Annotated in this window: 22 protein-coding genes and 4 tRNA genes; 13 read left to right on the forward strand and 13 right to left on the reverse strand. The window is 72.5% G+C overall.

Translation table 11 applies throughout. From position 1 onward, the window contains the following. The first annotated feature begins 1 nt into the window (after window position 1). On the forward strand, window positions 2-1,663 hold the full coding sequence (locus ACO06A_RS15465) for an ABC-F family ATP-binding cassette domain-containing protein (RefSeq protein WP_421733115.1): 1,662 nt from the start codon (window positions 2-4) through the stop codon (window positions 1,661-1,663). A gap of 19 nt (window positions 1,664-1,682) precedes the next feature. Here ACO06A_RS15465 and ACO06A_RS15470 read toward each other — a convergent pair whose 3' ends face one another. Then, a complete protein-coding gene (locus ACO06A_RS15470) occupies window positions 1,683-2,237 on the reverse strand; it encodes an NUDIX hydrolase family protein (protein WP_421733116.1) in 555 nt (184 codons plus the stop codon). A gap of 146 nt (window positions 2,238-2,383) precedes the next feature. On the opposite strand from ACO06A_RS15470, the gene trxA reads away from it, so the two are divergent. Next, window positions 2,384-2,755: a thioredoxin gene (gene trxA, locus ACO06A_RS15475; protein ID WP_055921401.1), complete on the forward strand. Its 372-nt coding sequence runs from the start codon at window positions 2,384-2,386 to the stop codon at window positions 2,753-2,755. Between the two features lie 55 nt (window positions 2,756-2,810). On the opposite strand, the gene ACO06A_RS15480 is transcribed toward trxA, so the two are convergent. The 5 genes from ACO06A_RS15480 to bcp all read right to left on the reverse strand — a co-directional run bounded on the left by ACO06A_RS15480 (window position 2,811) and on the right by bcp (window position 8,866). Then, window positions 2,811-4,310 (reverse strand): non-reducing end alpha-L-arabinofuranosidase family hydrolase, encoded by a 1,500-nt coding sequence (locus ACO06A_RS15480; protein WP_421733117.1) that lies wholly within the window; start codon window positions 4,308-4,310, stop codon window positions 2,811-2,813. A 73-nt stretch (window positions 4,311-4,383) separates the two neighbouring features. Next, window positions 4,384-5,871: an endo-1,4-beta-xylanase gene (locus tag ACO06A_RS15485; protein ID WP_421736076.1), complete on the reverse strand. Its 1,488-nt coding sequence runs from the start codon at window positions 5,869-5,871 to the stop codon at window positions 4,384-4,386. A gap of 75 nt (window positions 5,872-5,946) precedes the next feature. Next, window positions 5,947-8,004 (reverse strand): family 43 glycosylhydrolase, encoded by a 2,058-nt coding sequence (locus ACO06A_RS15490; protein WP_421733118.1) that lies wholly within the window; start codon window positions 8,002-8,004, stop codon window positions 5,947-5,949. Window positions 8,005-8,293: 289 nt separating this feature from the next. Then, window positions 8,294-8,376: transfer RNA gene (locus tag ACO06A_RS15495), tRNA-Leu, on the reverse strand. Between the two features lie 22 nt (window positions 8,377-8,398). Next, window positions 8,399-8,866 (reverse strand): thioredoxin-dependent thiol peroxidase, encoded by a 468-nt coding sequence (gene bcp / locus ACO06A_RS15500; protein WP_421733119.1) that lies wholly within the window; start codon window positions 8,864-8,866, stop codon window positions 8,399-8,401. Between the two features lie 86 nt (window positions 8,867-8,952). Here bcp and ACO06A_RS15505 point away from each other — a divergent pair, with 86 nt between their 5' ends. The 3 genes from ACO06A_RS15505 (at window position 8,953) to ACO06A_RS15515 (ending at window position 9,679) form a co-directional block, all read left to right on the forward strand. Next, on the forward strand, window positions 8,953-9,249 hold the full coding sequence (locus ACO06A_RS15505) for a GroES family chaperonin (protein ID WP_175348709.1): 297 nt from the start codon (window positions 8,953-8,955) through the stop codon (window positions 9,247-9,249). A gap of 78 nt (window positions 9,250-9,327) precedes the next feature. After that, complete coding sequence (locus ACO06A_RS15510) at window positions 9,328-9,540, forward strand: hypothetical protein (protein WP_421733120.1); 213 nt, start codon at window positions 9,328-9,330, stop codon at window positions 9,538-9,540. A gap of 66 nt (window positions 9,541-9,606) precedes the next feature. Further along, window positions 9,607-9,679 (forward strand) — tRNA-Lys (locus ACO06A_RS15515). Window positions 9,680-9,732: 53 nt separating this feature from the next. Here ACO06A_RS15515 and ACO06A_RS15520 read toward each other — a convergent pair. Next, window positions 9,733-10,218, reverse strand: a complete 486-nt coding sequence (locus ACO06A_RS15520; protein ID WP_421733121.1) for a DUF664 domain-containing protein — start codon at window positions 10,216-10,218, stop codon at window positions 9,733-9,735. 124 nt (window positions 10,219-10,342) lie between these two features. On the opposite strand from ACO06A_RS15520, the gene ACO06A_RS15525 reads away from it, so the two are divergent. Continuing rightward, a complete protein-coding gene (locus ACO06A_RS15525) occupies window positions 10,343-11,833 on the forward strand; it encodes a dihydrolipoyl dehydrogenase family protein (RefSeq protein WP_421733122.1) in 1,491 nt (496 codons plus the stop codon). 53 nt (window positions 11,834-11,886) lie between these two features. Here ACO06A_RS15525 and ACO06A_RS15530 read toward each other — a convergent pair whose 3' ends face one another. The 3 genes from ACO06A_RS15530 to ACO06A_RS15540 all read right to left on the reverse strand — a co-directional run bounded on the left by ACO06A_RS15530 (window position 11,887) and on the right by ACO06A_RS15540 (window position 14,417). Continuing rightward, complete coding sequence (locus tag ACO06A_RS15530) at window positions 11,887-12,891, reverse strand: glycine betaine ABC transporter substrate-binding protein (RefSeq protein ID WP_421733123.1); 1,005 nt, start codon at window positions 12,889-12,891, stop codon at window positions 11,887-11,889. A 73-nt stretch (window positions 12,892-12,964) separates the two neighbouring features. Further along, window positions 12,965-13,741, reverse strand: a complete 777-nt coding sequence (locus tag ACO06A_RS15535) for an ABC transporter permease (protein WP_421733124.1) — start codon at window positions 13,739-13,741, stop codon at window positions 12,965-12,967. 1 nt (window position 13,742) lies between these two features. Continuing rightward, on the reverse strand, window positions 13,743-14,417 hold the full coding sequence (locus ACO06A_RS15540) for an ABC transporter permease (RefSeq protein WP_421733125.1): 675 nt from the start codon (window positions 14,415-14,417) through the stop codon (window positions 13,743-13,745). 27 nt (window positions 14,418-14,444) lie between these two features. Here ACO06A_RS15540 and ACO06A_RS15545 point away from each other — a divergent pair, with 27 nt between their 5' ends. From ACO06A_RS15545 to ACO06A_RS15555, 3 genes are all read left to right on the forward strand, one after another. Next, on the forward strand, window positions 14,445-15,539 hold the full coding sequence (locus ACO06A_RS15545) for an ABC transporter ATP-binding protein (RefSeq protein WP_421736077.1): 1,095 nt from the start codon (window positions 14,445-14,447) through the stop codon (window positions 15,537-15,539). Then, window positions 15,536-16,453, forward strand: a complete 918-nt coding sequence (locus ACO06A_RS15550) for an ATP-grasp domain-containing protein (protein WP_421733126.1) — start codon at window positions 15,536-15,538, stop codon at window positions 16,451-16,453. The genes ACO06A_RS15545 and ACO06A_RS15550 overlap by 4 nt, the downstream gene beginning before the upstream one ends. Before the next feature lie 102 nt (window positions 16,454-16,555). Further along, window positions 16,556-16,631, forward strand: a tRNA-His gene (locus tag ACO06A_RS15555). A gap of 51 nt (window positions 16,632-16,682) precedes the next feature. On the opposite strand, the gene orn is transcribed toward ACO06A_RS15555, so the two are convergent. Further along, window positions 16,683-17,354: an oligoribonuclease gene (gene orn / locus ACO06A_RS15560; protein WP_421733127.1), complete on the reverse strand. Its 672-nt coding sequence runs from the start codon at window positions 17,352-17,354 to the stop codon at window positions 16,683-16,685. A gap of 71 nt (window positions 17,355-17,425) precedes the next feature. Between orn and ACO06A_RS15565 the strand changes: the two genes are divergently transcribed. Beyond that, on the forward strand, window positions 17,426-18,139 hold the full coding sequence (locus ACO06A_RS15565; protein ID WP_421733128.1) for a phosphatase PAP2 family protein: 714 nt from the start codon (window positions 17,426-17,428) through the stop codon (window positions 18,137-18,139). Between the two features lie 4 nt (window positions 18,140-18,143). Here the strand turns inward: ACO06A_RS15565 and ACO06A_RS15570 are convergent, their stop codons facing one another. Continuing rightward, window positions 18,144-18,398: a hypothetical protein gene (locus ACO06A_RS15570; protein WP_421733129.1), complete on the reverse strand. Its 255-nt coding sequence runs from the start codon at window positions 18,396-18,398 to the stop codon at window positions 18,144-18,146. Between the two features lie 611 nt (window positions 18,399-19,009). Between ACO06A_RS15570 and ACO06A_RS15575 the strand changes: the two genes are divergently transcribed. Next, on the forward strand, window positions 19,010-20,239 hold the full coding sequence (locus ACO06A_RS15575) for an APC family permease (RefSeq protein WP_421736078.1): 1,230 nt from the start codon (window positions 19,010-19,012) through the stop codon (window positions 20,237-20,239). On the opposite strand, the gene ACO06A_RS15580 is transcribed toward ACO06A_RS15575, so the two are convergent. Further along, window positions 20,201-20,273 (reverse strand) — tRNA-Arg (locus tag ACO06A_RS15580). The genes ACO06A_RS15575 and ACO06A_RS15580 overlap by 39 nt on opposite strands. A 119-nt stretch (window positions 20,274-20,392) precedes the next feature. Between ACO06A_RS15580 and ACO06A_RS15585 the strand changes: the two genes are divergently transcribed. Together ACO06A_RS15585 and ACO06A_RS15590 are read left to right on the forward strand one after the other, a co-directional pair. Then, complete coding sequence (locus tag ACO06A_RS15585; protein WP_421733130.1) at window positions 20,393-22,159, forward strand: GTPase; 1,767 nt, start codon at window positions 20,393-20,395, stop codon at window positions 22,157-22,159. Continuing rightward, window positions 22,156-23,643, forward strand: coding sequence for a GTPase (locus ACO06A_RS15590; protein ID WP_421733131.1), 1,488 nt, complete (start codon window positions 22,156-22,158; stop codon window positions 23,641-23,643). Before ACO06A_RS15585 ends, ACO06A_RS15590 begins: the two co-directional genes overlap by 4 nt. The last annotated feature ends 97 nt before the right edge of the window (window positions 23,644-23,740 follow it).

Genomic DNA, 23,740 nt, shown 5'->3' on the forward strand with positions numbered 1-23,740 from the left:
GGTGTCTGACGGCCACGTCCAGCTGGTGGCGGACGGGGTGACCTACGGGTACCCCGGGCACCCGGTGCTCGAACGCGTCGACCTCACGGTCGGTGCGGGGGACCGGGTGGGCGTCGTCGGCGAGAACGGGGCCGGCAAGACGACGTTGCTGCGGGTCCTCGCGGGCGAGCTCGCACCGCAGACCGGCACCGTGCGGCGCAGCGGCACGCTCGCCTCGGTGGAGCAGGAGCTCGACGCACCCGGCGGCGCGACCGTCGGCACCTTCGTCGCGGCGGCCCTCGGCGGCATCCGTGCGGCGGCAGGAGAGCTCGAGGCGGCGATCACGGGGTTCGACCACGAGTCCGGCGACCTCGCGCGGCTGACCGCCGCCGTCGCCCGCTACGAGCACCTCGCCGCCTGGGACGCCGACCGCCGTGTCGACGAGGCGCTCACGCGGTTCGGGGCGCCGCGGGAGGCGGACCGGCGGCTGGACCACCTGAGCGTCGGGGAGCGGTACCGGGTGCGGCTGGCGTGCCGGATAGGGGAGCGGGCGGACCTGCTGCTCCTCGACGAGCCGACCAAACACCTGGACGCGGCCGGGATCGACTACCTCACCGCCCGGCTGCGGGAGTGGCCCGGCGCGGTCGTCATCGTCACGCACGACCGCCGCCTGCTCGACGACGTGATGACCGCGATCCTCGACCTCGATCCCGCGATGGACGGCCGACCCGCGCTGTACGGCGCCACGCGGTACTCCGACTACCGGTTCCTCAAGAGCCAGATGATCCGGCGCTGGCGGGCGCGGTACCGGGCGGAGCGCAAGCGCGCGGTGCAGCTGGCCGAGCGCCTGGACTCGACGTACGAGAACCTCTCCGACGAGTGGCGCCCGCCCAAGGGTTCGCAGACGCACCGGCGTGCCACGCGGGCGCGGGGGCACGTCAAGGCGGCGGACCGGCTGATCCAGAAGCTCGAGGCCGACGCCGTCGAGGTGCCGACGCCGCCGCTGGTGCTCACCTTCCCCGACCTGCCGTCGCTGCCGCCGGAGCCCGTGCCGGGACCGCTCCTGGACCTGCGGGCGCCTCGGGTGGCCGGCCGGCTCGACCTGGCCGGGGTGCGCATCGAGGTACCCGCGTGCGGGCGCCTGCTGGTCACCGGGCCCAACGGGTCCGGCAAGTCCACGCTGCTCGCCGCGCTCGCCGGGTCGGTCGGGCTCGACCGCGGGGTCCGCGCGATCGCCCCCGGGGTCCGGTTGGGTGTGCTCGCGCAGGAGGGGCCGACCGAGCACGCCGCGGCCGTCGTCGCCCACCCGCGGGCCGCGGGCGTGGCCGAGCAGCTGTCGGGGTTCGACGCTTACGCCCGGCACGCCCTGGTGCTGCTGGAGGCCCGCCTGCTCGATCCCGGTCAGCTGGTCCCGATCGCGGCGCTCGGCCTGCTGACGGAGGAGGACCTCGACCGGCCCCTGCGCGAGCTCTCCGTGGGTCAGCGGCGCCGGTTCGACCTCGCCTGCGCGCTCCTGGCCGCGCCGCACGTGCTCATCCTCGACGAGCCGACCAACCACCTGTCCGTCGGGCTGGTCGACGAGCTCACGGCCGCGCTGCGGGCGACGTCGGCCGCGGTGGTCGTCGCCACCCACGACCGCCGGATGCGCACGGACCTGGCGGACTGGCCTGCGCTCACGCTCTGACGACGACAGCCTGTGGGTCTCAGGGCAGGCGGCCGACGTACCCCATCGCCTGGCGGAGCAGGAGGCCCTGCCCGCCGTTCATCTCGAACTGGATCTGCTGCGCGCACGCCTCCTCGGGCGTCATCCACGCCAGGTCGATCGCGTCCTGCTGCGGGCGGCAGTCTCCGAGCACCGGCACCACGTAGGCGAGCGACACCGCGTGCTGGCGGGGGTCGTGGTACGGCGTCACGCCGGGCGTCGGGAAGTACTCCGCCACGGTGAACGGCTGCGGCGACGCGGGGATCTGGGGGAGGGCCATCGGCCCGAGGTCCTTCTCGATGTGCCGCAGCAGGGCGTCGCGCACCCGCTCGTGGTACATCACGCGGCCGCTGACCAGGGCCCGGGACATGACGCCCTCCTGGGTGACGCGCAGCAGCAGGCCCACCTGGACGACGTCTCCCGAGTCGTCCACGCGCACCGGGATCGCGTCGACGTAGAGGATCGGCAGCTGCGTGCGGGCCTGACCGATCTCGTCGGGGCTCAGCCAGCCGGCGGGACGTTCGGGGCCGCGGGGGTACTCGGCGGAAGCGGTCACTGACCATGTCTACCTCGCCGCGGGCGGCCGCGACGGTCACGCCGCGCTGATCACCCCCTCCCGAGGTGTGCGTCTCGACACCCTCGGGAATAGTCGTGGGGGGTTGCGTGCTCTATCTGGCGGTAACCGAGGACTGGAGGAACGTCATGGCGACGACTGAGCTGACCGGCAGCACGATCGGGCAGACCATCAAGGACAACGAGATCGTGCTGGTCGACTTCTGGGCGGAGTGGTGCGGTCCGTGCAAGCGGTTCGGCCCCGTCTTCGAGGACTCCTCGGAGAACCACCCGGACGTCGTGCACGCGAAGGTCGACACCGAGGCCGAGCAGGAGCTGGCCGCCGAGCTGCAGATCTTCTCCATCCCGACCCTGATGGCCTTCCGCGACGGGATCTTGGTGTTCAACCAGGCCGGCGCGCTGCCCGCTCCCGCGCTGGAGCAGGTGGTCGAGGCCGTCAAGGCGCTGGACATGGACGAGGTGCGCGAGAAGATCGCCGCCGCCGCGACCACCGACGCCTGACCTGACATCAGAAGGGCCGGTCCCCAGGCGGGGGCCGGCCCTTCTGCGTGCCTGGTTACCGCTGGAGGGTGAGCAGGCCGGGGCGGTACGGCAGCAGGCCGTAGTCCCCGCCCGAGCTGGGCGAGCGACCCTGGTACAGCAGCTGCAGGTTGCAGGGGTCGATCGTCATCGTCTGGTCGTTGCTGGACCGGATGAGCTCACCGTGGCTGATGTCGTTGGTCCACGTCGCACCGCTGTTGGCCTTGCCCGCGAACGGGTTGCCCTCGCTGGCCGCCTGCGGCGTCCACGAGCCGGAGAGGCTGGTGGCGGTGAACGAGCGGAAGTACCGGCCGTTGCTGCCGATGGCCTCGACGATCATCAGGTACTGCTGCTTGTCCTTGACCTTGTACACCTGCGGCGCCTCGAACAGGTTGTTCGTGGTGTCGCTCATGATGGTGGTGTACGACGAGCCGAAGTTGCCCGGGAAGTTCCCGATCGGCATGCTCGCGCGGTAGATCTTGCCGTTGTCCCCGGCGAAGAACAGGTACATGTTCGTGCCGTCACCGATCACCGTCTGGTCGATCGGACCGGTGCCCGAGCCTGTGATGGAGCCGGTGAACAGGGGGCTCGCCGCCGACCATCCGTTGGGGTTGGTCGGGTTGCTGGAGGTCTTGTAGGAGAACGCCCCGTTGCCGCCCCACTGGTAGGTGAGAACCCAGATGTTCTTCGGCGCGAAGTAGAACAGCGACGGCGCCACGGTCCCGGACGACATGCCGGTCTGCGTCGCGGAGGCCATGCTCGACCAGTTCGAGAAGAGGCTGAAGTTCATCGAGCCCCAGCCCGCACCACCGGCTGTGCCGTGGGTGGTGGCGTAGACGAGGTGCTGGCCGTTGTACTCAGCCGTCGTGAAGTCCTTGAGCGATGCCCAGCCCGACTTCGGTGTGGCGAGCGAGCCGGTGGAGCTCCACCGGTAGCTCGACGGGAGGGAGCAGGACCCGCCGGTCGGTGGCGGCGTGGTGGGGTTGGTGCCGCCGAGGCGGACGAGCTGCCACTGCTGGTTGGTGCCGTTCCAGTCGGAGTACTGGACGACGTTGCCGCCGTCTGCGGTGGAGGCGCCCTGGACCTCGACGGCCTTGCCGCTGTTGCGGGCGATCAGCTGGATGTAGCCGTCGACGTCCTGGATGGAGAACTGCTGGTTGGTTCCGTCGTTGTCGGTCCACTGCTCGATAACGGCGCCGTCGGCCGTCGACTTGGCTGTCACGTCCAGGACCTTGCCGGACAACCGCGACTTCAGCTGGTAGTAGCCGTTGCCCGAGTCGATGAACTGCCACTGCTGCTGGTTGCCGTCGTTGCGGGACCACTGCTTGATCGGGGCGCCGTCGGCGGTGGACAGGTTGTACACGTCGAGCGCCTTGCCGCTGTTGCGGTTGACCAGCACGTACGACGCATTGGTGTCGATGGACGCGGCGCTCGCCGACGGCGCCACGACCACGGCGACCGCGCCGGTGGTGGCCACGGTGAGCGCGAGCAGCAGCGCCTGCCAGCGCGGCTGCAGCTTTCCGGGGGTTCTTCTCATAGGTCCCACTCCTTCGGGGTGTGCGGGGTGGGACGCCGTGTCGGCGGCGCCCCACCCGCGCTACGGGTGTCGGTCAGCCGACCTTGGCGAGCTGCCACTGCTGGTTGGTGCCGTTCCAGTCGGAGTACTGGACGACGTTCCCGCCGTCTGCGGTGGAGGCACCCTGCACCTCGACGGCCTTGCCGCTGTTGCGGGCGATCAGCTGGATGTACCCGTCGATCGTCTGGATGCTGAACTGCTGGTTGGCCCCGTCGTTGTCGGTCCACTGCTCGATGACGGCGCCGTCGGCCGTCGACTTGGCGGTGACGTCGAGGACCTTGCCCGAGAGCCGCGACTTCAGCTGGTAGTAGCCGTTGCCGGAGTCGACGAACTGCCACTGCTGCTGGTTGCCGTTGTTGCGCGACCACTGCTTGATCGGGGCTCCGTCGGCGGTGGACAGGTTGTACACGTCGAGCGCCTTGCCGCTGTTGCGGTTCACCAGCACGTACCAGGCGTTCGTGTCGATCGAGCCGTTCGAGGGCGGGGGGGTCGTGGGGTTGGTGGAGCCGCCTGCGTTGAGGGCGTTCAGCGTCGAGGTGTAGGCGGCCTTCTTGTTGCCCGAGCCGTCGAACAGCAGCGCGTTGTCGCTGCCGCGCCACGAGTCGCTGTCGCGCACGCCCCAGACGGTGATGCCCTTGCAGCGGCTGACGGCGAGGCACGCCTTCACCACGCCGGCGTACATGTTGGCCTGGTTGCCGCCCGTCTGGATGTCGAGCTCGGTGATCTGGACCTCGACGCCCAGGTCGGAGAAGCGCTGCAGGTTGGCCTGGTAGTCGCCCGGCAGGCTGGTGCCGAGGTGGGACTGGAAGCCGACGCAGTCGATCGGGACGCCGCGGGCCTTGAAGTCCTTGACCATGTTGTAGACACCGGTGGACTTCGCGTTGATGCCGTCGGTGTTGTAGTCGTTGTAGCAGAGCTTGGCGCCCGGGTCCGCGTTGCGGGCGGCCCGGAACGCAGCCTCGATCCAGTCGTTGCCGGTGCGCTGCAGGCTGGAGTCGCGGCGGCTGCCGCGCCCGTCGTCAGCGAACGCCTCGTTGACGACGTCCCAGGCGTAGACCTTGCCCTTGTAGTAGGTCGCGACCTTGGTCACGTGGTTGATCGCGGCGTTGCGCAGGGCGCTGCCGGACATGTTCTGCGCCCAGCCGGGCATCTGCGCGTGCCACAGCAGCGCGTGCCCGCGGACCTGCTTGCCGTTGCTGCGCGCCCAGTTGGCGATCTGGTCGCCGCGGCTGTAGCTGAACTGGTTCTGGTTCGGCTCGGTCGCGTCCCACTTCATCTCGTTCTCGGCCGTGATCATGTTGAACTCACGATTCGCGATCCCGATGTACGTCGAGTCGTTCATCCGGCCGGCCGCGATCGCCGTACCGAAGTACCGGCCCTTCTCAGCCGCCGACGCACCGAGCGTCGAGGCGGCCTGCGCCGGGTTCGCCAGGGCGACGAGCATGGACAGACCCAGTCCGGCAACGGCGGCGAGCGCCGCTGTCTGCCGCCCCCATCTGGGCCGGTGCTGCTGGTGGTGCATGGTGCGCATGATGACTCGCTCTCTTTCGGAGACCACACGGGGGTCGTGCGGTCGACGGTGATCGGGCGTCGCCGGTCAGGGCGTTGTGAGGTCGAAGCTGCGTACGGTCACGGCCCCGCCGAGCGCCTGCGTGGCGTAGTTGAAGATCCCGAACCGGTAGCCCATGAAGAACTCCCACGAGTTGTTCAGGGTGAACGCCGGCCCGAGGGGGACGAAGTTCGTCCCGTCGGTGCTGTAGGAGAACGTGGCCGTCCGGCCGGAGCCGGGTCGGATGTCCGCGCTGGTGCGCAGCCAGATCCGCCCGCCGGACACGTTCGCCGACGCGCGCTCGACCCCGGTGCCCGTGGTCGCCCACGAGCTGCTCATGCTGAGCCCGTCGGTCATCACCACGCGGGTGGCCCCGTTGGTCTTGACGACCCCGATCCACGCCGACGACTGCCGGAGCATCGCGAGCCCCGCCTTGTCGCTGTTGGCCATCGCCGAGTAGTCGAGCTCGACCGTCGCCGTCGACGACGGGCCCTGGATGCGGTGCGTCAGGGTGTTGCGTGCGTTGTAGAGGTCGTTGGTCACCGTGGCCGTCTGGAGCCGCAGGCCGTTGTTCACGCTGAACCGGGACGTGTCCGGGTTGTGGTTCCACTCCCACCGCGGACCCAGCGTGGTCCCGTTGAACGTGTCCTTGCCGATCATCGACGTGACCGTCTTGGTGGTCTGGATGTTCGGGCGGTTGTAGGTGGCGCCCCAGCGGCCGTTGACCGTCTGCAACGTCGGCCAGCCGTCGGCGGTCCAGGTGATCGGTGCCAGAGTCGGCACCCGGCCGCCCGGGTAGGCGTCCGTGAACGCCATGTACCACCAGTCACCGGCCTGCGTCTGCACCAGGCCGCCCTGGTGCGGCACGCCCCCGCCGGAGATCGGTCCGGGCAGGTTGAGCAGCACCTCCCGCATCGTGTACGGGCCGAACGGCGAGCTGGAGCGCAGGACGTACTGGCCGTTGGCCGGCCGGGTGAGCCAGATGTAGTAGTAGCCGTTGCGCTTGTAGAACCGGGCGCCCTCCAGGGTGCCGACGTTGGACGGCGTCTGGAACACCTGCTGCGCACGCACCTGGGCGGTGCCGTCGGCGTTGAGCTGCGCGACGCTGATCGTGCTGTTGCCGTACGCGACGTACATCGTGTCGTTGTCGTCGATCAGCAGGCCGGCGTCGTAGTAGCAGCCGTTGATCCGGGCCTTCTTCGTCCACGTCGCGTCGACCGCGGGTGCGGTGTAGACGTACGTGCGGTTGAACTCCGTGCAGCCGAGCCAGTAGTAGGTGCTGTTGCTCTTGCGGTAGCCCAGCGTGGAGGCCCAGATGCCCTTGACGTACTTGCGGCCGCCGTTGAGGTCGTAGCCGTTGTCGTCGAAGTCGAGGCGCGGCACGGAGTGGCCCGCGTACTCCCAGTTCACGAGGTCGTACGAGCGCAGGATCGGGGCGCCCGGCGAGTAGTGCATGGTCGACGCCGAGTAGTAGTAGGCGTCACCGACGCGGATGATGTCGCCGTCGGCGAAGTCCTGCCAGACGACCGGGTTGGTGAACGTCCCGCCGGTGGGCGGCGGAGTCGTGGGCGGGGGGGTGGTGCCTCCGAGGCGGACGAGCTGCCACTGCTGGTTGGTGCCGTTCCAGTCGGAGTACTGGACGATGTTCCCGCCGTCTGCGGTGGAGGCGCCCTGCACCTCGACGGCCTTGCCGCTGTTGCGGGCGATGAGCTGGATGTAGCCGTCGACGTCCTGGATGGAGAACTGCTGGTTGGTGCCGTCGTTGTCGGTCCACTGCTCGATGACGGCGCCGTCGGCCGTCGACTTGGCTGTCACGTCGAGGACCTTGCCCGACAGCCGCGACTTCACCTTGTAGTAGCCGTTGCCGGAGTCGACGAACTGCCACTGCTGCTGGTTGCCGTCGTTGCGGGACCACTGCTTGATCGGGGCGCCGTCGGCGGTGGACAGGTTGTACACATCCAGGGCCTTGCCGCTGTTGCGGTTGACCAGCACGTAGGAGGCGTTGGTGTCGATGGAGGCGGCGCTCGCTGAGGGAGCCGTCACCACCACCATGGCCAGCAGGAGGCCCGCGATCGCCAGTGCCGATGCCGCGACGGACTTCCTCATCGTTCGCTCCTTCGCGTCGTGTCCCACGAGCTGGGCCGGCACGCGGCATACCCTGTGCCGCGTCGTCGTCGATGCGGAGGGCGGGGATGTTAGCGCTCACATCTGCCTGTCCGGCCACGCTCGGAGGTGAGGTGGTTCGCCGGAAAAGTAGCGGCATTTACACCGGTGTACAACGCTTTCCAGACACCCGGAACGTTTAGGTCTGCACAGACGAAGAAGCTCCCGGCAGGATCACGTCCCACCGGGAGCTGTCCGGACGGCGGGGCCGGGTCAGCCCCGGGCCGGCGCGTGCGGGAGACGGGATTTGAACCCGCACGCCCTTTCGAGCACCAGGACCTAAACCTGGCGTGGCTGCCGTTTCACCACTCCCGCGCAGCGGAAGTTTCCCACAACGTCACGCGACCTTGAGGTCCCGACGCAGCTTGGCGACGTGGCCGGTGGCCTTCACGTTGTACTGCGCGAGGTCGACGCGCCCCTCGGCGTCGACGACGACGGTGGACCGGATGACCCCCGTGACGGTCTTGCCGTAGTTGAGCTTCTCGCCCCAGGCGCCCCACGCCTCGAGCACGGCGTGCTCCGGGTCGGAGCCGAGCGGGAACGTCAGGTGCTCCTGCTCGACGAACGCAGCCAGCTTGTCGACGGCGTCCGGCGAGACCCCGACGACCGCGAAGCCGGCGCCCTGGAGCGAGGCGAGCGAGTCGCGGAAGTCGCAGGCCTGCGTCGTGCACCCGGGGGTCATCGCGGCCGGGTAGAAGTACACGATCACCCGGCGTCCGCGCAGGTCGGACAGGGTGACGGTGCCGCCGTCGGCGGTCGGGAGCGTGAAGTCGGGGGCGAGGTCGCCGACGGCGAGACGGGGCACGGGATCTCCTGGGACGGGATGTGGGGGGTGCGGCCAGCCTATGTCGCACGGGTACCGTCGGACGCGTGAGCGACCTTCCCATCCGCATGCTGAACGACCGCCTGCTCGTCTCGCTCGACGGCGAGGCGGGGGAGCGGCGCTCGTCCGCGGGGATCGTCATCCCGGCGACGGCCGTCGTCGGCAAGCGCCTGTCGTGGGGGGCGGTCGTCGCCGCCGGCCAGCACGTCCGGCAGGTCGAGGTGGGCGACCGGGTGCTGTTCGACCCCGAGGACCGCGCCGAGGTGGAGCTCGGCGGGGCGACCTACGTGCTGCTGCGGGAGAAGGACGTGCACGCGGTGGCCGAGCCGCGTGGCGTCGGCGAGGGAACCGGTCTCTACCTCTGAGCGTTACTCGTCTTGCACTGCCCGCAATCTGGTGGTGCCATGAACAGCGGGACACGGTCCCCGAGGAGGTCGACCCCCATGACCACGCACGAGACCACACCCGTCTCCGTCGGCGACGCCGCGGACGCCCAGCCGGTACGGGACCTGCTCGCCGAGCACGTCCCGCTGGCCCTGATCGTCGACCTGGTGACCCCCGAGGCCACGTCCGCCGAGATCCTCGAGTCCGAGGGGCTGCCCGAGGATTCCTGGTGGGAGAAGGACGCGACGACGTCCGACGGCACCGGCGCGTGACGGTCGTCACGGACCCCGATCTCGATTGGCAGATCGGGTGGTCGGCCTGCTAGCGTTCTCAACCGCGCGCCATTAGCTCAATTGGCAGAGCAGCTGACTCTTAATCAGCGGGTTCGGGGTTCGAGTCCCTGATGGCGCACCGGAGACAGGCCCCTGATCAGCGGAAACGCTGACGGGGGCCTTTCTGCTTCGCTACTCGCCGACCGCCCCGTCGATCGCCTCCCGGATCAGGTCCGCGTGACCGTTGTGGCGGGCGTACTCCTGGAGCAGCTTGGCCACGTACCAGCGGACGGTGCGGGACCCTGCGGGGTCGCCGAGGTCCGCGTGCGCGGCCAGCAGCACGTCGGCCTCGGCCCGGACCTCGTGCCACCGGGCCACCGAGTCGCCCGCCATCGTGGCGTCGATGCCGATGATGTCGCCGTCCGGGTCCTCGTCCGTGCAGTACAGGAGCCCGGTGTCGACCCCGCTGAGCGCGCGGACCAGGTAATGGTCCTCCATCTCCGTGAGGTGCCGCACGAGGCCGAGCAGCGTGAGGACGGACGGCGGCGTCGACGCGATCACGAGCTGCTCGTCGGACAGGTCCGCGCACTTGGCGGCGAGGGCGTCCCGGTGGAACGCGAGCCAGCCGAGCAGCAGGCCGCGCTCGTCGGTGGCCTCGGGCTCCGGTGCACGGTGCATCTGCGCATCGTCCCGCGCGAGACGCCCGCTGGCCAGGCGCTGCGCCGACGGCGACCGCGCGACACCATGGGGCGAGGTCCTCTGCGGTCGGCGCCGAGGGCCACGCGGAGGGATGGAGCCGGGGATGGCCGAGCAGGCGCAGGAGTTCGACGTCGTGGTGATCGGCGGCGGCGCGGTGGGCGAGAACGTGGCGGACCGCGCGGGACGGACCGGGCTCAGCGTCGCGCTGGTCGAGCACGCCCTGGTGGGCGGTGAGTGCTCCTACTGGGCCTGCATGCCCTCCAAGGCGCTCCTGCGACCCGGCGCCGCCCTCGCGGCCGCCCGAGGCGTCCCGGGAGCTGCGGCCGCGGTGACGGGCGACGTGGACGTCGCGGCGGCGTTCGCCCGGCGCGACGAGATCACGCACCACTGGGACGACAGCTCCCAGGTGGACTGGGTGCAGAGCACCGGGATCAGCCTCCTGCGGGGGCACGCACGGTTCACCGCACCGCGGGAGCTCACCGTCGAGGGTGACGACGGTGAGGTGCGGGTGACCGCGCGGCACGCGGTCGTCGTCGCGACCGGGTCCGCGGCGGTGCTGCCGCCGGTCGACGGTCTCGCGGAGCTGCCGCCCTGGACGAGCCGGGAGGCTACGTCGGCGCAGCAGGTGCCCGCGCGCCTGGCCGTGCTCGGCGGCGGGGTGGTGGGTGTCGAGATGGCCACCGCCTTCGCCGACTTCGGCAGCGCGGTGACGCTGGTCGTGCGCGGAGACAGGCTCCTGACGGGCGCGGAGCCGTTCGCCGGCGAGGCGGTCGCGGCGTCGCTCGCCCGGCTCGGCGTGAGCGTCCTGTTCGGCGCGGAGACCCGGTCGGCCCGGCGGGAGGCCGACGGGGTGCACCTGGACCTTGGCAGCGGTGCGGACCTGGTGGTCGACGAGGTGCTCGTCGCCACCGGCCGGCGCCCGCGGACCGCAGAGCTGGGCCTCGAGACGCTCGGGCTCGAGCCGGGGAAGGCGGTCGCGGTCGACGACGCCCTCCAGGCCACCGGGGTCGACGGCGGCTGGCTGTTCGCCGTGGGCGACGTCTCGGGACGGACGGCGACGACCCACCAGGGCAAGTACGACGCCCGCGTGGTCGGAGACGTCATCGCCGCGCGCTTCGACCCGCGGTCCTCCGCGGCGGACTCACCCGACGGCGCCACGTCCGGCGACCGCGCGCTGGCGGCCGCGGACGAGCGCGCGGCGGGTCCGTGGAGCCGCTACCGGGCGACCGCGGACCTCGGGTCGGTGCCGCAGGTCGTGTTCTCCCGCCCGGAGGTCGCGTGGGTCGGACTCACCGAGGCCGCGGCACGCACGAAGGGCATCGACGTGCGCGTGCTCGGCTACGACCTCGAGAACGTGGCGGGGGCGAGCGTGTTCGCCGCGGACTACGCGGGGCACGCGCAGCTGGTGGTCGACGACGCCCGGGGAGTGGTCGTCGGCGCCACGTTCGTCGGGCCGGAGGTGGCCGAGCTGCTGCACGCCGCGACGATCGCCGTGGTCGGGGAGGTGCCGCTGGACCGCCTGTGGCACGCGGTGCCGTCGTACCCGACCGTCAGCGAGGTCTGGCTCCGGCTGCTGGAGACTGCGGGCCTCTGAGCACGCACGAGGGGGCGGACCCGGCCGGGTCCGCCCCCTCGTCGATCATCCGGTCAGCTGTCCGCGGCGAGCGACCCGTCGCTGGAGAGCACGAGGCCGATCGCGGCCTCACCCTGACGCACGGCCTGGCCGATCAGGCCGAAGTCGTAGGACTTGAAGTCCGCGAACTCGATCCCGTACGTCTCCTCGAGGCCCAGCTGGCAGAACGGGCGCTCGGGGCACTCGGCCGGCCCGGCCAGCACCAGCCCACCGCAGTTCGTGGCGAGGTCGGACAGGGTGGTCAGGTCGTGCTCGGCCGCGAACTCGCTGGTCACCGCGAACGCGTTCTGGTCCTGCGCCGTGGACGGGGCGCCCACCACGAGGCCGGCGGCGTCCGCGAGCGGGGTCAGCGCCGTCACGGTCTCGTCGACGTCGGCGGAAGCCACCGACGCGGCGTCCGCGCCGTTCTGCTGCGCGTTGAGGAAGTCCGCGAGCGTCGCCGCGTACTCCGGGACGGCCGTGAGCGTGCCGTCGGTCAGAGCCGGCAGGTACGTCTCACGGTTGCCGATGGTGCGCACCTCGACGGTGTAGCCCGCGGTGCGCAGGACGGCCGCGTAGATCTCCGCCAGCGTGGCGCTCTCGGAGAAGTTCGCCGCACCGATCACGAGTGAGGCACCAGCACCCGACGGCTCCGTCGCGGTGAGGCCCTCGGTGTCGACGAACTCCTCGGCCACCTCGCTCGACGTGCGGCGGTCGATGTCGACGGCCTTGTTGAGCTGGATGAGCTTGTCCGTGTCGAGCGCGGCGGACACGGTGTCCAGCAGCTCGATCACCGACGCGTTCGCCGCGGCCGCGGCCTTGTTCACGGCCGGGATGATGTTGTCGGCGTTCTGGAGGCCCTTGTCGTCCTCCAGGACGACGAGCTTCTCGCCGGCGATCGGGTCGCACGTGGCGAGCCCGGACGAGCCGGAGGACGTCGGGTCGGCCTCGCCTCCGCCCGAGCCAGGGCTGCCACAGGCGCCGAGCGCCAGGGCGGCGACGGCGATCAGGGTCAGGGTGGTGGAGCGTCTCGCTCGCATCGTGCTCTCCTCGGGGAGTCAGCAGGGGGGCGGGAAGGGTCCCGGTGACGGACAGAAGGTGCCGCCGACGAGGTCAGGACGTTGTGCCCGACCTATTCGATCCGCTGGTCGCGGGCTCGGCAAGCCCTGGGGATGTGACGCGCGCCCGGCGGGTGCGCCGGGACGGCGTGTCGGACGTGTCCCGGGCCAGCGCTCGCAGGCCCGGGGGAGTGAGCAGGTGCTGCGCGATCGCGAGCAGGCCCTCGGCCAGCAGGCACAGGCCGGCGACGAGGATGCCGCCCGCGAGCACCTGCCCGTAGTCCTGGGTGCCGAAGCCGCTGACCACGATGGTGCCGAGGCTGCGCCCGCCGACCAGCGCCGCGAGCGGGACGGTCGCGAGCACCTGGACCGCCGCGGTGCGGACGCCCGCGGCGATGAGCGGGACGGCCAGCGGGAGCTCGACCGCCCACAGGCTGCGCCCGCCGGACATGCCCACCCCTCGTGCGGCGTCCTTGACGTCGGCGTCGACCTCCCCGAGCCCGGTGACCGTGTTGGTGAGCAGGGGCGGCACCGCGAACACGGCGCACGCGAGCACGGTGGCCGTGTTGCCGAACAGCCCGCTCGCCGCCAGCAGCGTGAGCAGGGCGAGCGTCGGCAGCGCCCGCGTGGTGTTGGCGACGACGACACCGGCCGTCGAGCCGCGGCCACGGTGCCCGAGCCACAGGCCCACCGGCAGGGCGACCACGGCGGCGAGCAGCACCGCCAGCACCGAGACGACGATGTGATCGCGCGTGAGCGCCAGCACACCGTTGCGACCGACCCAGTTGAGGGGGTCGTTCAGCCAGAGGAACGCGTCGGTCAGGGTGTCCACGTCACACCGGCCTCTCGACGCGGGCCCACGGGGTGAGCCGTCGGCCGACACCCGCGATGACCAGGTCGCACACGAGCGCGAGCAGCAGGCAGAGCACCGTGGCCGTCATGATCTCCGCGTGGTAGTTGCTGCGGAAGCCACGGAACATCAGCTGACCGAGCCCGCCGTAGCCGACGACGACGCCCACGGTGACCAGGGCGACGGTGGTGACCGTGGCCAGCCGCAGCCCTGCGACGATGCTCGGCAGGGCCTGCGGCAGCTCGACCGCGAACAGCAGCCGCGACCGGCCGTACCCCATGCCGCGCGCCGCGTCCCGCACCGCGGGGTCCACGCCCTGGAGCCCGACCAGCACGTTCCGCGTGAGCACCAGCAGCGCGTACGACACCAGCCCGATGAGCACGGTGGTGCGTCCGATGCCCGTGTACGGCGCCAGGATGGCGAACAGCGCCAGCGACGGCACCGTGTAGAGGACGCCCGCGACGCCGAGCACCGGGCCAGCCAGCCGCGGTCGCAGGTGGGCCAGCGCGCCGAGCGGGAGGGCGAGCACGAACGCGATGACGACGGCCTGGAACGTGAGCGACGCGTGCTGCTCGAGCGCACGACCGATGTCTGCGGCGTTGCGCTCGACGTACTCCCACGAGAACCACGGGTTGGGTGGAGCCTGGGCCAGACGCATGCGGCGAACGTACCCGTGGCCTCCGACATGCGCAGTCTGGCCCTGCGGCTGTCGGACGGGGCGACTAGCGTCCTGGGGGTGGCAGACGACCCGGCGATCGCCTTCGAGCACGTGAGCAAGTCGTACGCGTCCGACCGCGGGCGGGAGGAGTCGGGCGCGGCGGTCGACGACCTGTCCCTGGCGGTGCAGCCGCACGAGGTGCTCGTGCTGGTCGGCCCCTCGGGCTGCGGCAAGTCCACCACCCTGCGCATGGCCAACCGGCTGGTGGAGCCGACGTCCGGTCGGATCATGCTCGAGGGCGAGGACGTCACCACGGTCGACCCCGTGGGCCTGCGCCGGCGGATGGGCTACGTGATCCAGAACGTGGGTCTCTTCCCCCACCGCACGGTCGCCCAGAACGTCGCCACCGTGCCGGGCCTGGTCGGCTGGGACCGCAAGCGGACGGCCGCGCGGGTCGACGAGCTGCTCGACCTGGTGGGCCTCGACCCGGACCGCTACGCCCGGCGCTTCCCGCACGAGCTCTCCGGCGGCGAGCGGCAGCGCGTGGGCGTCGCCCGCGCCCTGGCCACGGACCCGCCGGTGCTCCTCATGGACGAGCCGTTCGGCGCGGTGGACCCGGTGGGCCGGCGTCGACTCCAGAACGAGTTCGCCCGGATCCAGCGCACCCTGGGCATCACCGTGATGCTCGTCACGCACGACATCGACGAGGCCGTGCGGATGGCGGACCGCGTGGCGGTGCTGAGCACCGGCGCCCACATCGAGCAGCTGGCCTCCCCGCTCGACATCGTCGCCCGCCCGGCCACCCCCGCCGTGGCGGACCTCGTCGGCAGAGGCCGGACCGCCCGCCTGCTCGCGCTCGGCCGACTGGAGCTCGCCGACCTGGAACCCGTCCACACCTCCGCGCCCGGCACGTCCCTCGCGGTCGGCGCCGAGCTGGGCGACGTGCTCGACGCGCTCGTCGGCGCGGACGGCCCCCTCCCGGTGCAGGACGAGCACGGCGTCGTCGTCGGCAGTGCCACGGCGGCCACCGTCGTGCGCGCCCTGGACCGGCTCACGGAGCGGGCCGACGAGACGGACGCCACAGCAGACGCGGACTCGGCCGTCGGTACGCTGCGCAGGTGACCACCCCCACCGCACGCCTCGCCCTCGCGACCTGCGCCGAGCTCCCGGAGCTCGACTCCGACGACCACGCGCTGCGCGACGCGCTGCTCGAGCGTGGCGTCGCCACGGACGTCGTCGTCTGGGACGACCCGACCGTCGACTGGGGCACCTACCCCCACGTCGTCATCCGCTCGACCTGGGACTACACCGACCGCCCGGCGCAGTTCGCCGACTGGACCCGCAAGGTGGAGCGCACCAGCACGCTGCTCAACCCCGCGTCCGTCGTCGGGTGGAACATCGACAAGACCTACCTGCGCGACCTGGAGAAGGCCGGCCTGCCGATCGTCCCCACGATCTGGCTGGACCCGGAGCGCAACCTCGACTCGCGTGCCATCCACACGCGGTTCCCGGCGTTCGGCGACTTCGTCATCAAGCCGACGGTCAGCGCGGGCTCGCGGGACACCGGCCGCTACGACGCCGGTGTCACGCAGCAGCGGTCGCTGGCCATCACGCACGCCAAGAACCTGCTGAGCGTCGGCCGCCGCGTGATGATCCAGCGCTACCTGCGCAAGGTCGACACGGCCGGGGAGACCGCGCTGGTCTTCATCGAGGGCCAGTTCAGCCACTCGGTCCGCAAGGGAGCGCTGCTCGAGGGCCCGTTCCGCGAGGAGCAGGTGCTGTACCGGGACGAGACCCTGACCGCGCGGGACGCCAGCGACGCCGAGCGCGAGCTCGCGGAGCGCGTCGTGGCCGCGCTGCCGGGCATCGCCCCGGGTGCGGACGGGCCGCTGCTGTACGCCCGCGTCGACCTGATCCCGGACGACGAGGGCAACCCCGTGGTGCTCGAGGTCGAGCTCACCGAGCCGTCCCTGTTCTTCGCGCTGTCGGAGGGCTCCGCCGGCCGGTTCGCCGACGCGATCGCTGCGCGGCTCTGACGTCGGCAGGCAGTGGCCGAGACCACTGCCTGCCGATTCCAGAAGTGCCCCCGGCCTCGGGTACACTTCTCGACGCCCCGACGTACGCGTCGGGGGATCGTGGTGGCTATAGCTCAGGTGGTAGAGCACCTGGTTGTGGTCCAGGGGGTCGCGGGTTCAAGTCCCGTTAGCCACCCCATCGCGTCGGGCGTCGACCATCTGGTCGGCGCCCGTCGTCGTTCCCGAGCGGTCAGCCCTCGGACAGGAGGGCGCCCTTGACCGACGTGGCGACGACCTCGGCCGCGATCTTCTTGGCCGCGGCGGAGTCCGGACCAGGCTGGGCCGGCAGCAATGCGGCGCGGTAGTACCGCAGCTCGTCGATGCTCTCGAGGATGTCCGCGAGCGCCCGGTGGCCGCCGTTCTTGCGCGGCGAGGCGAAGTACACGCGCGGGTACCAGCGGCGGGCGAGCTCCTTGATCGACGACACGTCGATCACGCGGTAGTGCAGGTGCGCCACGAGCTCGGTCATGTCGCGGTCCAGGAACGCCTTGTCGGTGCCCACGGAGTTGCCGGCAAGCGGAGCCTTGCTCGGGTCGGGCACCCAGGCGCGCACGTACTCGAGCACCTTGGCCTGCGCGTCCTGGAGGGTGGTGCCGCCCGCGAGCTGGTCGAGCAGGCCCGACGTGGTGTGCATGGTGCGGACGAAGTCGTTCATCTGCTCCAGCGCCTCGGGCGGCGGGGCGATGATCACGTCGACGCCCTCGCCGAGCACGCGCAGCTCCGAGTCGGTCACGACCGCGGCCACCTCGACCAGCGCGTCGGCCGCGAGGTCGAGGCCGGTCATCTCGCAGTCGATCCAGACGATGCGGTCCCCGCTCTCCTGTCCGGTCGGGGCGGGCGGGGGCGTCGGCGTGCTGGTCACGCAGGTCAGCCTAGGGGGCGTCCGGCCGTCCCGCGTTCGTGCGCCGGTCGTGCCGCGGTTAGCGTCGGTTCATGACAGACGATGTGGCACGCGTGCCGCCCCGCCTTCCCGCGCTCGCTGCGCTGCGCTCGCGGCCGGCGCTCTGGGCGCTGCTGCCGGGGACCGTGCTCGTCGTGGGCGGGCTCGCGGTGTTCTTCGGCGTGCTCGACACCGTCCGCGAGAAGGACGACCTGTCCAGCCTCGACCAACCGGTGCTGGAGTACCTGGTGAACCACCGGACACCGGGGTGGACCGGGGTGCTGGCGGCCATCACGTTCGTCTCCGGCCCCACCGTGCTCCCGATCCTGGTGGCGGTCGCCTGCCTGGTCTGGGGGCTGGTGCGCAGGCAGTGGTGGCGCCCGGCGCTGCTGGCGGGGGCGATGGTCGCCTCGACGGTGATCAGCCTGTCGGTCAAGGGGCTGGTGGGCCGTGAGCGGCCGCCTGCGGACACGATGTTCGTGCCGGGCGCGGAGACGACGGCCTCGTTCCCGTCCGGGCACACCATCGGCACGGCGACGTTCCTGCTGGTCGCCGGGTACCTCGTGTGGAGCCGGCATCCGACCGTGCCTCGGCTGGTGGTCTGGGGCGTCGTGACGGTCGTCGGGACCGCGCTGGTGGCACTGAGTCGGCTGTACCTCGGGTACCACTTCCTCACGGACGTGGTTGCCGCCGTGGCCCTCGCGGTCGCGGTGCTCGGCGTGGTGATGGTCGTCGACCGTCTGCACGCCGTCCCGTCGTCCGGCTGACCGGCTATCGGGGGCCGTCGTGCCCCGGCACCGTGGAGGCCAGCCACGCCGCGACGAGGACGACCACCGCGGCAGTGGCCCCGATCCACAGGCTGGCCGTCCATGACGTCCCCGCCCAGCGCAGGACGCCGAGCGTGCCCGCTCCGACGACCAGGCCGAGCCCGATCCGCCCGAGCCAGAGGACGACGTGGCGGACGAGCCGATTCCCGGTGGGCTGGTCCGGCGCCGGCTCCGGGTCCGGGGTGGCGTGCCGACCCATCAGCGCCGCCCGGGACGCCGGCGGCGCGGGCGGGGGGACGGCGGCATGGCGTCATGGTGGCACGCATGCGGACGAGCGCGGGCCGGAACCCCGCGGGGCCCCGGCCCGCGCTCGCGGGAGGGTGGATCAGTGCGCGTCGACGAGACGCGGCGAGCGCGTCACGACGCGCCGCGGATCCGGAGGTCGACCGATGTTCTCGGCCGGCTGTTGGTCGCGCCGCGCTGCGCGGACGCGGACCTGGTGGGAGTGAGCGAGGCGCTGGGAGTGGTCCTGGCGCGCGAGCTCGAGGGAGATGGTCGGGTTCACGGTGTGCTCCTGGGCATGACGGTGCCCGGGCCGGATGCCCGGGCGGTTCGGTGGTGTAGGAGTACTCGACCACGCGTCAGATACGGCCGTCACCTGATTATTCGGCCCGTTTCGCCCGATTCTGGGTGGCGGGATCTCGACGCATGACGCCCGCCTGCCGGCTGGATCGGGGCGGTCGATCGGGGCAGGCTGCGGGGGTGCCCACTCCCGCGCTCGCAGCTCCGTCGGTGGTCGTGGGGCGGCAGCCGCAGATCGGGCTGGCACTCGGGAGCGCCCTCTACATCGCGTCGGTGCTCGGCACCGGGATGCTCCTGCTGCCGAGCCTCGCCGTGCGCGCGGCCGGTCCGGCCTCGCTGGTCGCGGTTGCCGCGGTGCTCGTCGCCAGCGTGCCGCTGGCCATGACGTTCGCCGCCCTGGCCACCCGGCACCCCGACTCCGGCGGCGTGGCGACCTACGTGCGGCTCGCCCTGGGCGGCACGGCGGCGCGGATGACCGGCTACTGGTTCTTCTTCGGTGTCTGCGCCGGGGCGCCGGTGGTGGCGCTCCTCGGCGCGCAGTACGTGGTGGCGATGGTCGGCGGCACCCAGACGCAGGTGTATCTCGTCGGCGCGGCGTTCCTGGTTCCGCCGCTGGTCACCAACGCGGTCGGTCTGCGTCTCGCCGGACCCGTCCAGCTCGCGCTGACGGGCGCGCTCGTGGTGCTCGTCGTCGGCGTCGTCGTCGTGTCCCTGCCGGCCTCCGACGCCTCGACGCTCCGGCCGTTCGCCCCGCACGGCTGGGCCGGCGTGGGGGCCGCGATGAGCCTGTTCGTCTGGGCGTTCGCCGGGTGGGAGGCGGTCACGCACCTGGCGGGGGAGTTCCGGGACCCGCGGCGGACCATCCCGCGGGCGACCGCGATCGCGCTGGTCGTGGTCGGCGTCGCGTACCTGGCCCTCCAGTACGTGACCGTCACCGTGCTCGGCGACGCGGCGTCGTCGTCGCAGGTGCCGTTGATGGACCTCGTCGACGTGGGGCTCGCGGGTGCGGGCCGGGTGGCGGTGGCCGTCGTCGCGGCGATCGTCACGCTCGGGGTGCTCGGCACCTACCTCGGCGCCTTCGCCAAGCTCGGTGCGTCGCTCGGCCGGGACGGCGACCTGCCTCGCTGGGTGGCGCGCGGGGCGCAGCCCGGCGGGGTGCCGCGCCGGGCTCTGCTCGTGGTCGCCGGGCTGGTCACCGCGTACTTCGCCGTCACCGTGGCGACGGGCGGGGACCTCGAGCCGTTCGTGCTCGTGCACACCAGCTGCATGGTCGCCATCTACGCCACGGGCACCGCGGCCGCCGTACGGCTGCTCGATCGGGGGTCCCCGGGGTGGTGGGCGGCGGTGTGCGCGTGCGTGCTCGCCGCCGGGCTGGCTGCGCTCGCGGGGTGGCACCTGCTGGTCCCGCTGGGGCTGGCCGTGGTCGCGGTGGCGGTCGGAGCGGCCCGGGCGAGGGGCGGGTCGACCGCGGTGGATGGGCGCCCCCGGCAGGACTCGAACCTGCAACCGACGGATTAGAAGGCCGTTGCTCTATCCGTTGAGCTACGGGGGCCGGACGTGCGCCCACAGCCTAACGGCGCGGCGCCGGATCCTCGGTTCCGGGACGAACCGCTCGCAACCGACCCGCGTGGCGCGTTTTGCCAGGTCAGATCGCACCGCGACAATGGGCGCGTGAGCGCACAGCCCGGCACCGCGCCAGTGCAGCCTGTGCAGACCGCGCAGCCGCTGGCTCCACACGCACGTCACGCCGCCTCGGACCCGCGCGACGTCCTCGCCCGACCCCTCGCGGCCACCTCCCTGCTGGACGCCGTGCGTGACCTCCGGCGCGACGTGGAGCGCACCGGCTTCCCGCTGGAGATCGAGGGCATCACGTCCGCGCGAGCCTCCCGGGCTCGACTCGTGGACCAGCTGGGCGAGCACCTGGTGCCGCGCCTCACGGAGCTGTCCGCGCCCGCCGTGGTGGTGGTCTCGGGATCGACCGGGGCCGGCAAGTCGACGCTGGTGAACTCGCTGGTGGGGACCGAGGTGAGCACCGCGGGGGTGCTGCGGCCGACCACCCGGCGCCCGGTGCTGGTGCACAACCCGCTCGACGCGGAGCTGCTCTCGCACCACCCCGTTCTGGAGTCGGTGAGCGTCGTCGCGGACGAGAACGTGCCGCGGGGCATCGCCCTGCTCGACGCCCCCGACCTCGACTCGGTGCTGGAGTCCAACCGCGAGTCCGCCCACCGCCTGCTCGAGGCGGCGGACCTGTGGCTCTTCGTCACCACCGCGGCGCGCTACGGCGACGCGCTGCCGTGGCGGGTGCTGCAAGGTGCGGTCGAGCGCGGGGCCTCCATCGCCATGGTGCTCAACCGCGTGCCCCCGGCGTCCCTGCCGACCGTGCGCGGCGACCTGCTCGACCGCCTCCGCGGGCACGGCCTCCAGGGCTCGCCCCTGTTCGTCGTCCCCGACCTCGGCCCGCACGAGGGTCTGCTGCCGGCCACGGTCGTCGCACCGATCCGCCGCTGGCTCGCGATGCTGGCCGGCCCCGACCGGGCGCGCACCGTGATCGGCCGCACGCTGCGCGGCTCGCTCGCCGCGCTGCGGCCGTGGGTCGACGAGCTGGCGGAGGCCGTGCAGGCCCAGGCCGACGCGGCGAGCGCGATCGCTGCGGTCCTGGACGAGGCGGTCGTAGGGCCTACCGCGCAGGTGTCCGCATCGATCCGGGGCGGTGCCGTCGCGGACGGCGCGGTGCGGGCGCGGTGGGCGGAGCTCGCGGCGGACTCCGGTCCTCTCGGCGGCGTGGTGCGCCCGTCAGGTCGCATCCGCGGGTCGGCGCGGGAGGGGCGCGCGCGGACCACAGCGATCGAGCCGCTCACCGAGGACCTGACCCGGTCGGCTGCCGCCACGCTGACCGCAGCGGGCGCCCAGACCGAGGAGGTCCTCCGTGCCGCGCTGACCGGCCCCGACGGACCGGAGGGCGGTGCGTCCGTCGACGCCGCCTGGACGTCCGCGACGCTGCGCACCGGGCGGCGGAGTGCGGCGGAGCAGGCGGCACGTGCCTGGACCGCCCAGGGTCCACGCGTCGTGCGGGCGGCGCTGACGCAGGCGCCGGCGGAGTCGACGCCCGACGGCGTCTCCCGAGGGCGCCGCGAGGTCACGCGCGAGGTCCGGCGACGACGCAAGGCGGAGAACGCGCTCGGCGACCAGGGGTTGGCCGCTGTCGCGCTCGCCGCGGCCGCCGGGGTTCGGGAGGCCCGTGACCTGCTGGTCGACCTGATCGACACGGCGGGGGAGCGTGCGGTCGACGAGCTGCGCGACGACCTGGTCGCCCGGGTGGCCGGGCAGGTGGCCGTGGAGCGGTCCGCCGTGGGCGAGGTGCTCGCCGACCCGGACCTCGCCGAGGACGCGGCATCGCGGCTGCGCCTACGGCTCGCCGTGCTGAAGGGCCTGACGTGAGCGCGACGACCGACCGCTCGCGGCAGGGCGACGAGGCGACGGAGCTGACGGCCCGCGTCGACGCGCTCGACCGCGCGCTGGCGGTCGGCGGCGCGCGTCTGGCCCCCGCCGTGGTGGCCCGCGTGGTCGCGACGGTGGACAGCGTGCGGGAACGGCTCGCGCTGGGCGTCGACCACACGGTCGTCGCGCTCGTCGGAGGCACCGGCTCCGGGAAGTCGAGCCTGTTCAACGCGATCAGCGGGCTGGACTTCGCGGACGTCGGCGTGCGTCGGCCCACCACGTCGGAGATCACGGCGTGCGTGTGGGGCGACGAGGGCGGTCCCTTGCTGGACTGGCTGGGCGTGGTGCCAGACCGCCGGATCGAGCGCGAGAGCCTGCTGGACGGGGAGAGCGAGGCGCCGCTGCGTGGCCTGGTCCTGCTCGACCTGCCCGACCACGACTCGATCGCCCCCGAGCACCGCGAGGTGGTCGACCGGCTGCTGCCGCAGGCCGATCTGCTGGCCTGGGTGGTCGACCCCCAGAAGTACGCGGACGACGCCCTGCACAGCGGCTACCTGCGCCAGCTGGTCGGGCACGAGGCGTCCATGGTAGTGGTGCTCAACCAGGTGGACACGGTGCCGCCGGACGTGCGCCCCGACCTGGTCGCGGACGTCGAGCACCTGCTCGTCGACGACGGCCTGACAGGGGTGCCGGTCCGCGAGGCCTCCGCGCGCACCGGTGAGGGCGTCAACGTCCTGCGCGAGCTCTTGGCCACGGTGGTCGGGTCGCGGTCGCTGGCCGCCCGCCGGGCTAGTGCCGAGCTCAACGACGCCGCCGCGCTGCTAGCCGCGGAGGTCGCCGCGCGCGAGCCCGCTCCGGCCGCGCTGTCGGTCACGGACGTCGTGGACCGGCTGTCCGCCGCGATCGGGCTGCCGGCGGTGGCGGCGGGCGTCGGTTCCGCCGTGCGCGGTCGGACGTCGGCGACCCCGGGGTTCGGCGCGGTGCAGGAGGACGCCGTCGGGCTCGCCCGGTCGTCGTGGCTCGACGCCGTCACGCCGGGGCTGCCTCGGCGGTGGGGTCAGGACGTCGCCTCGCGCGTGGCATCGACCACCGAGATGCGACTGGCCGTGACCGACGCACTGACCCAGCTCACCCTGTCCGCCCGGCGGTCCGGGCTCGCGCTCGCGCTGACGGTCGCCGCGGTGCTGCTCGGCGGCGCCGCGGTGCTCGTCGCGTCGATCGCCGTCGGCGCGCTGCTCGGTGGCGGCGAGGCCAACGTGTGGGCGCCCGTCGCGGCGATCGTCCTGGCCGTGGCGTGCGTGCTCGCGGCCGTGGGGGCCGGTGCGGCGCGCCGGTCGGCCGCACGGCGACGATCGGCGCGAGTGCTCCAGGACGGTCGGTCGGCGCTGGAGAACGTGGCGCGGGCCAGGCTCGCGGTCCCGACCGAGGCGGTGCTTGCCGAGCACCGGACAGTCCGCGAGCTGATCGCCGCCGCCACGGGCTGACCCGCCCACAGCCCCCGGCGCAGGCACCCGCTCCACAGCTCGCCTGCCGCGGCACCCGCGTGGCGCACCCGCCACGGACCCTGGTCGCACGAGCCCC

Source organism: Cellulomonas sp. (assembly GCF_965229465.1).
Classification (GTDB): Bacteria; Actinomycetota; Actinomycetes; order Actinomycetales; family Cellulomonadaceae; genus Cellulomonas.